11 protein-coding genes are annotated in these 12,210 nt (G+C 67.4%); 8 read left to right on the forward strand and 3 right to left on the reverse strand.

Annotated elements, in window-relative coordinates; translation table 11 throughout:
• Window positions 1–39: 39 nt before the first annotated feature.
• The 3 genes from ABWW33_RS28835 to ABWW33_RS28845 all read left to right on the forward strand — a co-directional run bounded on the left by ABWW33_RS28835 (window position 40) and on the right by ABWW33_RS28845 (window position 2,574).
• Entirely contained in the window at window positions 40–354 is a 315-nt protein-coding gene (locus tag ABWW33_RS28835) for a hypothetical protein (protein ID WP_353404849.1), read from the forward strand.
• A gap of 93 nt (window positions 355–447) precedes the next feature.
• Window positions 448–942 carry a chemotaxis protein CheW gene (locus ABWW33_RS28840; protein ID WP_176650182.1) on the forward strand — a complete coding sequence of 165 codons (495 nt, stop codon included), beginning with the start codon at window positions 448–450 and terminating at the stop codon, window positions 940–942.
• Window positions 943–945: 3 nt separating this feature from the next.
• Window positions 946–2,574 (forward strand): methyl-accepting chemotaxis protein, encoded by a 1,629-nt coding sequence (locus ABWW33_RS28845; RefSeq protein ID WP_353404850.1) that lies wholly within the window; start codon window positions 946–948, stop codon window positions 2,572–2,574.
• Here the strand turns inward: ABWW33_RS28845 and ABWW33_RS28850 are convergent.
• The 3 genes from ABWW33_RS28850 to ABWW33_RS28860 all read right to left on the reverse strand — a co-directional run bounded on the left by ABWW33_RS28850 (window position 2,551) and on the right by ABWW33_RS28860 (window position 4,309).
• Entirely contained in the window at window positions 2,551–3,270 is a 720-nt protein-coding gene (locus ABWW33_RS28850; protein ID WP_353404852.1) for a ribonuclease HI family protein, read from the reverse strand. The genes ABWW33_RS28845 and ABWW33_RS28850 overlap by 24 nt on opposite strands.
• 11 nt (window positions 3,271–3,281) lie before the next feature.
• On the reverse strand, window positions 3,282–3,782 hold the full coding sequence (locus ABWW33_RS28855) for a YXWGXW repeat-containing protein (RefSeq protein ID WP_176650185.1): 501 nt from the start codon (window positions 3,780–3,782) through the stop codon (window positions 3,282–3,284).
• A gap of 269 nt (window positions 3,783–4,051) precedes the next feature.
• The gene (locus ABWW33_RS28860; RefSeq protein WP_353404854.1) at window positions 4,052–4,309 is read right to left on the reverse strand and encodes a hypothetical protein; all 258 of its coding nucleotides are present in this window, start codon (window positions 4,307–4,309) and stop codon (window positions 4,052–4,054) included.
• A 221-nt stretch (window positions 4,310–4,530) separates the two neighbouring features.
• Between ABWW33_RS28860 and ABWW33_RS28865 the strand changes: the two genes are divergently transcribed.
• From ABWW33_RS28865 to ABWW33_RS28885, 5 genes are all read left to right on the forward strand, one after another.
• On the forward strand, window positions 4,531–7,863 hold the full coding sequence (locus ABWW33_RS28865) for a penicillin-binding transpeptidase domain-containing protein (RefSeq protein ID WP_353404855.1): 3,333 nt from the start codon (window positions 4,531–4,533) through the stop codon (window positions 7,861–7,863).
• A 100-nt stretch (window positions 7,864–7,963) separates the two neighbouring features.
• Window positions 7,964–9,307, forward strand: coding sequence for a hypothetical protein (locus ABWW33_RS28870; protein ID WP_353404856.1), 1,344 nt, complete (start codon window positions 7,964–7,966; stop codon window positions 9,305–9,307).
• Window positions 9,308–9,318: 11 nt separating this feature from the next.
• Window positions 9,319–9,912 carry a hypothetical protein gene (locus ABWW33_RS28875; RefSeq protein ID WP_353404857.1) on the forward strand — a complete coding sequence of 198 codons (594 nt, stop codon included), beginning with the start codon at window positions 9,319–9,321 and terminating at the stop codon, window positions 9,910–9,912.
• A 3-nt stretch (window positions 9,913–9,915) separates the two neighbouring features.
• Window positions 9,916–11,124 (forward strand): hypothetical protein, encoded by a 1,209-nt coding sequence (locus ABWW33_RS28880; RefSeq protein ID WP_353404858.1) that lies wholly within the window; start codon window positions 9,916–9,918, stop codon window positions 11,122–11,124.
• Window positions 11,121–12,206, forward strand: a complete 1,086-nt coding sequence (locus tag ABWW33_RS28885; protein WP_353404859.1) for a hypothetical protein — start codon at window positions 11,121–11,123, stop codon at window positions 12,204–12,206. Before ABWW33_RS28880 ends, ABWW33_RS28885 begins: the two co-directional genes overlap by 4 nt.
• Window positions 12,207–12,210 lie beyond the last annotated feature (4 nt).

Genomic DNA, 12,210 nt, shown 5'->3' on the forward strand with positions numbered 1-12,210 from the left:
TGTGCAAAATACAATGACTTTTAACAATAAAGGCCTGCCATGCGAATTGCCCCGGTGCTCGCAACGATGCTGTTCGGCTTATCCTGCTCCGGCGCGCTCGCGCTCGACGATACGCCGACCCACGCGCCGTACCTGCAGGCCAAAGGGGAGGACGGCCGGGCCGCCATCCGTCCCGCCGGTGCGGGCATCGGCGCCGGTGCGATCGTCGCCATAGCCGCCGGCAAACGCGATGTCCGGCCCATCGCCACGCCGCGCGCGGCCGTGGCCGGTCCGGCTCCCACTCCGGTTCCTTCGCGTCCGGTCGCCGTGTCCTCCTCCATCATTGTCGAAAAGCCAATCTGGAAATTGCAATAACTCTATTTGTTGCTTGTACGTATTTATTTGGTGCGTTTGATCTTGACTTGCGGTAACATTGCTCATAGTCACTTTAGCAATGAAGGAAAACCCATGTCCAGCAACGTCAGCGAACTGCACGCAAATTCCCCGGCCAGCGAGTATCTGGCCTTCACCCTGGGCCAGGAAGAATACGGCATCGATATCCAGAAAGTCAGCGAAATCCGCAGCTACGAAACACCGACCCGCATCGCCAATGCGCCGGCCTTCGTCAAGGGCGTGGTCAACCTGCGCGGCATCATCGTGCCGATCGTCGACATGCGCATCAAGTTCAACCTCGGCACGCCGTCGTACGACCAGTTCACCGTGGTCATCATCCTCAATATCGGCCACCGCGTGGTCGGCATGGTGGTTGACCGCGTCTCCGACGTCACCACGCTGATGCCCGAGCAAATCAAGCCTGCGCCGGAAATCGGTTCGGCGCTGAACACCGACCATATCGTCGGCCTGGGCACCCTGGACGAACGCATGCTGATCCTGGTCGATATCGACAAGCTGATGTCCAGCGCCGACATGGGCCTGATCGAAAACACCGCGCTGGCGGCCTGACCGATGACGATGCTGGAGAATATCAGTATCGGCAAGCGCCTGACGTTGGGCTTTACCATTATCCTGGCCTTCGCCATGCTGATCACCGGTATCAGCGTGTGGCGGCTGCAGGGCGTGGCCGCGGCCACGCGCGACATGATGCAGGTGCCGCTGGCCAAGGAGCGCATGATCTCCGACTGGTATGGCAAGGTCGATAGCGGCATCCGCCGCACCACGGCCATCGCCCGCAGCAGCGATCCTGCGCTGGGCGCATTTTTCGCCGACGAATCCAAGGCTTCCTCCGCCATCTCTTCCGAGCTGCAGAAAAAAGTCGAGGAACTGATCGTCGACGCCGACGAGAAGGCGCTGTTCGTGCGCATCGGCGAGCAGCGCAAGGTGTACCTGTCGTCGCGCGACCAGGTGGCCAAGCTGAAGGCGGCCGGCGATCTGGAACAGGCCGACAAGATCTTCGAGACCGTGTTCCGTCCGGGCGCCGCCAGCTACCAGGCGCTGATGATGGACCTGCTCAAGATGCAGCGCGCAAAGATCGACGCCACCGCTGCCCATATCGACGACATCGCCGCCAGCAGCCGCAAGCTGCTGTATGTGCTGGCCGCGCTGGTGCTGGCGTTCGGCGCCGTCAGTTCGTGGCTGCTGACCACCGGGATCACCGGTCCGCTGCGGCAGGCGGTAACGGCCGCGCGCCGCGTCGCCGGCGGCGACCTGACCGGCCATATCGACGACAGCGCGCGCGACGAAACCGGCCAGCTGCTGTCGGCGTTGAAGGACATGAACGCCAGCCTGCTGGGCATCGTCAACGAGGTGCGCAGCGGCACCGACCATATCACCACGTCGTCGAGCGAAATCGCCGCCGGCAACCAGGACCTGTCGCGCCGCACCGAGCAGCAGGCCGGCGCGCTGGAGGAAACCGCGTCGTCGATGGAGGAACTGACGTCGACCGTGAAGCACAACGCCGACAACGCGCGCCAGGCCAACCAGCTGGCGTCGTCCGCAGCGCAGGTCGCGGTCAAGGGTGGCGAAGTGGTGGCGCAGGTGGTCGACACCATGGATTCGATCAACCAGTCGTCGCGCAAGATCGTCGACATCATCGCTGTCATCGACGGTATCGCGTTCCAGACCAATATCCTGGCGCTGAACGCGGCGGTGGAAGCGGCACGCGCCGGCGAACAGGGGCGCGGTTTCGCGGTCGTGGCATCGGAAGTGCGCAACCTGGCGCAGCGCTCGGCATCGGCGGCGAAAGAGATCAAGGAACTGATCGGCGATTCGGTGGAGAAGGTCAACCAGGGCAGCAAGCTGGTGGCCGACGCCGGTACGACGATGGGCGAAATCGTCAGCAGCGTGCATCGCGTCAGCGACATGATTACCGAGATCACCGCCGCCAGCAACGAGCAGAGCGCGGGCATCAACGAGGTGTATCAAGCCATCGGCGCCATGGATGCTGTGACCCAGCAGAACGCGGCATTGGTCGAGCAGGCCGCCGCCGCCGCGGAGTCGATGCAGCAGCAGGCCGCGGCGCTGGCGCAGGCGGTCAGCGTATTCAAGGTCGGCAATGCGGCGATGCCGTTCCGGACTCACGCCCCGGCGCGCGTCGCGCCATCCCGTCCGGCGCTAAAAATCGCTCGCCGCGCCTAAGCGGTCGGCGCACACCGACCGATCTATCGCCTGCTGCGACAGGCGGTCCGCGTCACCGTTGCGGTGGCGCGGCACCCAGCGCAGGCTGACGGTGCCCATCGACTCCATCAGTTCCACCACCCGCGCGCGATGGGCTTCCAGTCCCTTGGCGCCGCGACCAGCGGCAATCGCCTGCGTGCCCAGGTTGACGTCGTTGACCACCACCTGGCTGTCGCCATAGACGACCAATCCTTGCGCGCCTGCCTGCGCGGCCGCTTCCAGCAAAGCCGTCAACGCCATGTATTCCGCTTCGCCGCTGTTGCCATGGCCCGAGCGGCGGCTGATCTCGATGCGTTCGCCGGCCGGTCCGCACAGCAGTGCGCCGATGCCGATCTGTCCCGGATTCGGATGCGCGGAGCCGTCGAACCAGCCCCGCCAGGATTCGGCGGCGGGTTGCATGCGCTGCTTGCGCAACGCTAGTTGTTGCGCCTTCTCTTCGATTCTCGCCACGCGCCGCTGCTCGTCGCGCTGACGCAAGGCCGAACGCTCGGCCAGCAAATGCGGCAGTCCCTGCGCGCCGGCCGCCTGCGTCAGCACCTGCAGCAGCGCATCCGATTCCGGCAATTGCGAACGGCCCGCCAAACGGCGAGCGGCCACGCGCTCGCCCTTGTAGGCGGCCGTGGCCAGTACTTCAAATCCGATATCGCCGTCGTTCATCGAGCGGCCGCTCAATCGCGGCGCGGATTGTCGGGGCGGCGGTCGTATCTGTTGGGCACCCCGTCGCCGTCGCGGTCACGGTCGTAGCGGTTCGGCACACCGTCGTGGTCGCGGTCACCGCGTCCGTAGCCACGGTTGTCGTGGCGGTCGTATTTGTTGGGAATGCCGTCGTGATCGCGGTCGCCGTTCGGGCCGCGCTCCCAGCGCGCTTCCTCATGCCACCAGCGGCCCTCACGCTGCACCCAGCGCGGTTCCGTGTAGACGTAGCCGGGACGTTCGACGACCCAGGTGCCGCCTATCCATACATGGCGGTGGTCGCGCCAGTCCCAGTAACCCGGCGCCCAGACATAGCCGCGCCGTGGCGGCGGCACGCTTTCAAAACGTGGAGGCGGCGGGGCATTTCCGATCACCACGCTGACGCCGACTTGTGCTGACGCGATGGCCGGAGCGAATGCTGCCGCGCTCAGGGCGAGCATGGCGGCGGCGTAAAGAGTGTGCGAGCGCTTGATCATGATTTATCTCCTTGTGTGCGTCTTCCTGCAACGCTTGAATAAACTATAGCAAGCGGCGTAAGGCGTTGCGCTGACTGATGCAACTTTTTACATATGACACAAACATGCGGATGCAGTGTGCGCTGGCGCACAAAGTCGGACAAGTTGGGATTGTAGCGCGGCTGGACAGCCGGTGGCGAGGAGGGGGAGTGCGGGGGGGCGGAAGATGAGCGGCTTCGCCTGTTACGCGGCAGGGCTGCTGTGCGTACAGGCGAAGTGCTTACGGGCGTTCAAATTTTGCTCGCTGCGGTGGAGTCTGCCGCCAGCGCGGTTTTGCTTTCTTCGATCAACGATTGTTTTTTCTGTTCGGCGGTCAAGCGCTTGGCGCTGATGACCACTACTTGCATGTTGCGTGCGGCGGCAGGCGCGGTGTAGCTGGCTTGCGCGGGCGCTTGCGTCGTTTCCGCGTCGTCCAGCGAGTAGGTGGCGGCGCAGGCCAGGCCCAGGGTCACGACAAACAGGGCTTCGAAGTTTTTCAGGACGTTCATTTTGCTTCCTTTCGGTGGTGAGTGGTGTTTCGATGTGCTCACTTTATGCAAAGGCCCGTCTAGCCGCCACGGGATTGCGACGAGCCGCGCTTTTGGCGGCGCGAAATGCAAATTGGCGCGATAAAGGGATGGTTTTTCGACCACGGAATGGCCGGACAGCGCGGCTTTCCATGGCCCTCCGCTATGCATGGGCAGACACCGACCACCAGCGCGAGGGGCGTATGCCGCGATTCATCACAACCATCCTGCAAGCCTGGGCCGAGCGCCGCCGCGCACGCCGCCGCCAGGCCAATTTGCGTGCCGGCGCCCGGGGCGCCAGCGATCCTCGCAGCCGCCCCGCGTTGCGCCTCGTGTCGCGAGGCCCGGCAGGCGCCGCGGAGCGCAGCGGTCATCGCGCCGTCTGGATCGCCATCGCCGGCGTCGGCCTGGTGGCGGGCGGGGGCGCGCTGATCGCCGGTCATGCCCGCCACCTGGCCGCCGCAACGGCCAACACGCCGCAAGCGGCCAACAGCGTGCGCGCGGCCAACGCCTATCAGTCCGTCCTGCCGGGCATTGCGTTCTCGGTGCCGTCGCAACCCGGCGTCAGCACCAGCACGCACGCCGGCGGCGCCTTGCTGGTGGCGGCCGGCATGCAGGCTGCGCCGCCGGTGCGCGTCGACCTGTGCAGCCAGATGCGCAGCCCGACCGACACCCGGTTGCTGCCGCTGCGGCTGGGCTACCGCTTCGACGACGTGCAGCGCTGGGTCAAGCGCAACCAGGAATCGAATGTGCAGATATCGCTGCGCAACGTGCTGCTGGTGGCCGATCGCGGCACCGGCGCGGATGCCATGCCCGAAGTGCAGATCGAAGGAACCGCCCGCGCCGACTTCAGCGATCCGCTCAGCGAGCCGCTGCAACTGAGCTGGCACGGCACGCAGGCTGTGCGCTGGATCAGCGACGCGGGCTTCGGTCAGGTCGAGCAGGGCGCCAGCGGCCAGGTGGCGTTGCGCCAGCAGGGATGGCTGGTATGGGGCACCGCGTCCGCGCTGCGCATCGAGCGCCGCGCCAACGTCATGTGCCCGCAAGCCGGCGAGTTGCTGGTGCAGATGTATCGCCAGGCGCCAGCCACCGCCGACTCGCAACCCTTGCCCGCGCTGGTGATCGCCTTTCCTGCGCGCGGCCGGGCGGTGAGTGCCTACCTGGCCCCCGGCGCCTACCAGGTGCCTGCCGCCGCGCCAGCCGCGCTGGAAGACCAGTCGCTGTTCGGCGACCTGCAGGACCAGGGCTTGCTGCGCCTGACCGCTGTCGGCGCCATCGAAGTGGCGCCGCGCGATCTGCCGCAATGGCAGGCAGCCGGCAGCGCCGACCGCGTCGGCGAATTGGACGACTGGAAGCAGGTCAAACCCGGCGCCGCCACGCAAAAACTCTTCAAGCGCCTGTACTATCAAGCCGACGGCGCCTACGTCCGCCAGCAAATCGATATCTACAACAGCGAACGCCGTCTGCTGGCCTGGCGCGTGAAAGCCCCGGCGGGCCTGGCGCTGGACTGGAGCGCCAGCACGGGCGGCAGCAGCGCCGGCAGCGCGCCGGCCATGGTCGCCACCACCAGCCAGATGCCGGTCGCCGCCTCGCGCCTGTTCGCCGCGCTGCCGCAAGGCTGGCAGCCGTGGACACGCGTTGCGCGCTGGCCGCAAGCCGGCGAAGTGCAGGGCGCGCGTCCGCTGGTCCATCTGAGTCTCGCGCTGCCGCGTGCCGCTGCGGGCGGCGAAGTGCTGCAGCTGATGCTGGCTGGTCGCCTGACCGGCGGCATCAAGGGCGCGAGCGCCCAATTGGCGCCGGCCTGTACCGGCCGCGCCTGCGCCACGCCGGCCGACGTCCAGCAAATCGCACTGACACTGCAAGCCGGTGCCCGCAACGTGCAGCTCGACGTCCAGCCGCTGGACTTCACCACGCCAGAAGACCAGAAATACCGCCACCTGCGCGTGGTCAACGGCCGGCTGGCCTGGCAGGCGCTGGCTCCGGCCAACGGCGATGCCGCATCCGGCCTGCCACGCCCGGCCGCCGTATCGCCGGTCCAGCTGGAGGACCGCAACGGCAACCTGTTGTGGACCGACGGCGCACCCACACTGTCGGCGATCGATGCCGGGCTGGCGCCGCTGCTCGGCATCGGCAGCGATCATGTCAACAGCATCTCGGGCATGCTGGCGCGCCTGCCTGTCTCGGTCGCGACAACCTCGCAGGCATCCGCCAGCGCGGTCGGCGCCCGCCTGACGCTGGACTTGCCGTTGCAGGCGCTCAGCCAGCAGGTACTGGACTGCATCGGCATGCGGCGCGGCCGCTGGAACGGCAAGGACTGCAGTGGCGGCCATGCCGCGCCGGAAGGCCGCCACGCCGGCCTGGTCATCCTCGACACGGAGACCGGCGACATCCTGGCCGCCGCCGGCGCCGGTGCGGGCGAAGTCAACACCGCCAACTGGAGCGAGGTGCGCGACTTCGACCGCACCAGTCCCGCACGCAGCCCGCTGCGCCTGCCGGCGCTGCAGCATGACGGCGGCGCGCATCAAAGCCCCGGCTCCACGTTCAAGGTGGTCAGCGCGCTGGGACTGGAAATGGCGGCGAAAAGCGATCCGCAAATCGATGCGCTGTTGGGCGGCATGCCGCTGCCCGCCATCAACCGCCTGGCGCAGCAGCGCGGCTTCGGTTTCCAGACGGACGCCGCCAGCTATCCGCTCAATCCGCGTCTGGCCCACATCACCAACTACCACGAGCAGAGCGTGGACCGGCGCGCGCAGGATGGCCGCCTCGGCCTGGCGCAGGCCCTTACCTACAGCATCAACACCTGGTTTGCCTGGTCCGGCGAGTTGAGCGACCATAGCCTGTTCGGCCGCGCCGACGGCGGCGCACCCGACCTGCAGGCGCTCGACGCCGACGCCCTCGATTCGGTACGCCCCATCGTCGCCGCCGCGCACCGTCTCGGCTTCGAGCAGGCGCTGCGTCTCGACGGGGGGCTGCTGCCGGCCGATTTCACCTGGCGCAGCTGGGATGCGCTGCAAGCCACGCCATCCCATCTCGATCCCATCCACACCCGCCATGAGCTGCGGCAAATGTCGATCGGCCTGCGCATGCAGACCACGCCGCTGCAGATGGCGCTGGCCGCCGCCGCGGTCGGGCAGGGCAAGGTGGTGCAGCCGCGCATGCTGCTGACGCTGGGCCGCTCTGCCAGCACGGTGCCGGAGATGAAGCCGATCGGCATCCGGCTGGACCGCATCAAGGCCGGCATGAAGGGCGTGGTCGATGTCGGTACCGGCGCCGGCGCGTTCGGCGGCGCCGCGCTTGCCGGCGTGCGGCCCGGCCTGTACGGCAAGACCGGCACCGCACCGAGCGGCGAGGACACGGCCACCGTCTGGTTCACCGGCTGGCTGGAACCCGGCAGCCTGCCCGGCCAGACGCACAGGCTGGCGATGGCGGCCTTCGTCAGCCACTCGGAAGCGACCGGCGGCGAGCATGCGGCGCCGGTGCTGGCGGCGGTGTTGTCGACGCTGGCGGCGCAGAACCGCGAACAGAAGGGGAAATAGCCTTGTAAACGGGACAATGAAATCGCTCCGTTTGTGGCATGATTTTGAGGCGTCCGCCATAGCGCGCTTATTTTCGTTTTTCTATTATTGACAGGACTGTATGCGCTTGCCAGGAACCCGGTATCAGGAGCACGGCTGGGAACAAGTGCGCAAGCTGCTGGGATATTGCTCGTTACAGGCATTCCGGCAGCTTGAGATGCACCACGTGTCCGACCCCGGGCAGCATGCTCCGCTGCTCGATGCCTACACCGATGCGGTAGCCGCAGCCTTGCGCGCGGGCGCCCGTTCGGCGCGCGCCGAGGCGGAAGGCAATAGCTACGGCGACAGCGTCTACGAGCTGTCGCTCAGCCTGATGTTTGAATTGCAGGCGCAGCCGGCGTTCTGGCTGGCGTTCATGGCGGCCGTGGCTAGCGAGCATGCGCGCAGCGGCACCTTCTGGCACGATGCCGCCGCCGAGGGTGTGATGCGCAAGAAGATCAACGACATGTACGCCAGCCTGCGCGACAAGGTCGACGCCGACAACTACATCGTCGCTACGGGCCGCGACTGCTCGCCCAATAAAATCTACACCTACCGGATGCTGGACACGGCCTACCGCGAGATCGCCGGCTTGTTCGCTGACTGGCGGCAGCACGCGGCGCAGGTCGGCGCGATACTGGGGCGTCCGCTGGACGGCAACCCGATCGAGGTGCGGCAGATGAAGGCCATCGGCGGCTGCAAGGCCGAGTGGATCATTCGCTGGAGCGAGACGTTGGAGCGGTTCGGCGGCTCGCCGGGCCCGCTGCATACCAAATCCAAGCGCTTCGCCAGTCTGAAAAACAGTCCGGACAAGATCGCGGCGATGTTGACCGAAATCGGCGATTATGAGGAATTGTCGGCCAATATGGACCGTGCCGACGACTGGCAGGGCGAGGCCGGCGAAGCTGCCTTGTGGCTGGAAGACTACTGGCGCGTGATCGGCGAGTCCGAACAGCAGGAAGTGCAGGGCGGCTTGCAGGACGAGGACCGTCTGCTCGATGCACCCGCCACCGACGAATTCGACGTCGACGCCGATGCTGAGAGCCTCGACGACGGCGCGCTGGCGGATGCGCCGCCGGCAAGCGCGGAACAGCTGGTGGCGGAGCAGTCGGTTGCCGGCACGCTTTCCTTGCCCCCCCGCTATCTGGAATTGGCGCGGGCCGCGCAGGAGGCCGGCAGCTGGACATTGCGCATCCTGCGCGACGAAACGCTGCCGATCCGGCTGGCCGTGTACCAGAAACTGCTGGGCGCGGCCGACGACACCTACCCGGACGCCTGGCTGGACCCGGCCACCGGCGAGCTGCCCACATTGCAGCAGCTGGCGGCCTTGGACCAGATTTCGATGCCGACGCTGCGCAAGCGCCGCAATGAAGCGATCGACAAGCTGTACGCGGCCAACACCAACACGGCGTTGGCGGCGAAATGAAGGAGAACGAATTGAAATCAGCACAAGATGAGCAAGACGCACGGCTGCGGGAGCGTATGCTGCTGGCGCGCGCCGCCCCGGGCGACCGCCTGATGCTGGCCGACGCCACGCTGCTGGCGGCGCTGGACGGCAGCCGGGTGCTGACACCGAACGAGCGGCAGGCGCTGGCGGCGTCGCCGTTGACGCTGCGCCGGTTCCGTCAACTGTCGCTGGAGCGTCGCGCCGCAGGGGCACAGTCTCAGTCGCAGCCGCAGGCCGCCAACGATCCGGTATGGAGCGGCAGCAGCGGCATGCTGCGCGCGGCCTCCAGCGCGGTGGCGCTGGAATCGCTGGTGACCGACGATAACTGCTGGACGCTGCACTTCCTGCCGCAGGGGGCAGGCTGGCAGGTGATATTGAGCCTGTCGCCGGAAGCGCCGTTCGCGGCGCGCCTGCTGCGCGAGCAGGGTTTGCTGCGGGTGATAGACGGCGGCGGCGCCATCGTGCTGCAAGGACGGCTGGATGCCGACGGCGAGTGCGAACGCAGCTGGCCTTTCGCCATCGCGCCGGCGCAGCACTTCCAGCTGTACGGTGCGGGATTCGCCGTCGAACCGGTAGCGCCGTAGACCATGGGCTTATTTTCCCGGCGCCGCAAACCGGCCATCGATACCGATGGCCTGGGAGTCAACCTGATCGCGCTGCGGCTCGATCAGGGCGACGTTGCGCCGGCCCAGAGTACGGTGGTGATCTTCAACGCCGGCGGTCATGCGCGCCGCGCAGGCGCCGGCAAGGTGTCGTGCGAGCAGGGCGAGACGGTGTTCTGTTTTCATCCGGGACCGTACACGGTGGACTTGATCCCGTTCGCCGCCGCGCCGGAATGGGGCTTGCGCCTGCGCTTCGTGGTCGATTCGGCCAATCCGCGCGTGACCCAACAGCGCTTCGACCTGTATTTGTACAGCGAAGCGGCGGGGCGCCTGCTGCTGGACGATTTCGCCGCCGCTGCACAGACGGCGTTGCAAACCGAGCTGGCACAGGGCGCACTCGATCTGCCGCCATGCACATCGGTGGAGGAATGGCACGCGTTTCGCGCCGGACTGAATCGACTGATGTACACGCGCTACGGCATCACGGTGGACGATTGCGTGCCGGTTGACCTGGGCGAGCAAATCGACTTCGCCGACGTACTGAAAGCCCGCGCCGCCGCCGAAGCCATCGCCCACAAGGCCGCCGAAGCCGTCGCCCACACGGCCGCGCAAGCAGTTGCCGCCGGCGCGGCTACCGCAATGTCGGCCGCCGCCACAATCCCAGCCGCGCCGACCGACTTCGCAGCGCCCACCACCGATCACTCGCTGCCAGACCTGCCGGTCGCTGCCCCTGCCGGCCCTGCGGGCACCACGCCGCAGGCCCCGCAGCAGGATGCCCGTGGCCTGCGCCGCCTGTTCATCGAACTGCCCATCCTGAGCAGCGAACTGCGGCTTCTGACCCTGCCAGGCGGTTTGCCGGTCTTCCAGCAGCACCAATCCCTGCTGCTGCGCCTCGGTATGGCAGTCCTGAACGTGAACACGATGCCGGTCCTGGCCTGGGCCGCCCCCGACCAGCCGCTGGAGCCTGAGATACAAGTCCGGCGCACCAACCAAACCATGATCGCAGTGGCGGCGATGGACGAAGCCTGGTCCCTGCTGGCCCGCCTTCAGCTGGCCAGCCACGCGCAATGGCCGGCATTGCTGGACGAAGCGGACCGCATTTGCGCCAACCTGGAAACCGGCCTCGCGCTGCGCCGCGCCACGCAGGCTCCCGAACCTGGCACTGGCATCGGGCGCAAGGAACCATCGCTATGAACACATTCTCCGCCAGCGTGGTGCCCACCAACGCCGAGTGCCGCTGCGTGCTGGCCGACGACCGCGTCCTGACGATTACCGCCAGCCGCCGCCCGCGTGCCAACCGCGCCGACGTCAAATGCACGGCGCCCGGCGCGTCCGCCGCCGCACAACGGATGCAGGAAGTCGTCCGCCTGGCGCGCCATACGGAGGCACGTCTCGACAGCCGCGACCAGGTCGTGCTCAGCATGGACATCGCCCCGGCCGCCACCGATCGTGATTGGGAACTGGCGGCCGTACTGGCAGACCGCATGGTGCGCGGCCTGTTCGAGCCCGATCCGGCAGCAAGAATCCACGCGCATGGCTGGTCCGACCACTGGCAGACCGGCCGCGTGCAGGGCGATCCGGTGCTGGCCGTTGCCCGCGCCTCGGCGCACCTGGCGGCCGAAGACAGCCTTATCGCGGGCGGCACGGCGCCCGGCGACAGCGCCAGCCGCAGCGTGCAGATATCCCATCTTGGCGCGCTGAGCGGCCATGCAGACCCGTCGGCCAGCGTGTCCACCGTGCGCGCCTGGTTCCCCCTGCACAGCGGCGGCGTCAACGACAGCCTGGCATGGGTGGAGGTCAGCGTGTTCCCGATCGACGCCGATGCCGCCGTTGCTGCTGAAGAAGACACCATCGCCGCGCCCGGCCTGGACCCGAGCGCCCAGCTGGAAGTGCGCCAGACGCTGGCGGCCGCCCGCCACTTCGACGGCAAGGGACTGGGCCGCTGGCGCAGCGTGGTGCGCTTCGGCCAGCCGCGCTTCCAGGGCGGCTCGTACCAGTTGGCGCTGGTGATGGCGGACCGCCTTGCCAGAGGGCGCGAGTTCGTGCCGCGCGGCCGCATCATCGCCACCGGCTGCTCGAATGCCTGGCATGCGGGCCGCGTCGAGACGGTCGAGGGGCGCGAACCCAAGCTGGACTTGATATTGAAGCAAGTGAATGCAGGCGACCGGGTGCTGCTGCCCAGGGACTGGCAGGACCAACTGCCAGCCGGGTTCAGCGCCGCGTTGCGGCAGAAAGGCGCGAGCCTCGCCTGCATAGACCGTATCGGCATGATCTGATGAT

Source organism: Duganella hordei, assembly GCF_040369125.1.
Taxonomy (GTDB): Bacteria; Pseudomonadota; Gammaproteobacteria; order Burkholderiales; family Burkholderiaceae_D; genus Rugamonas; species Rugamonas hordei.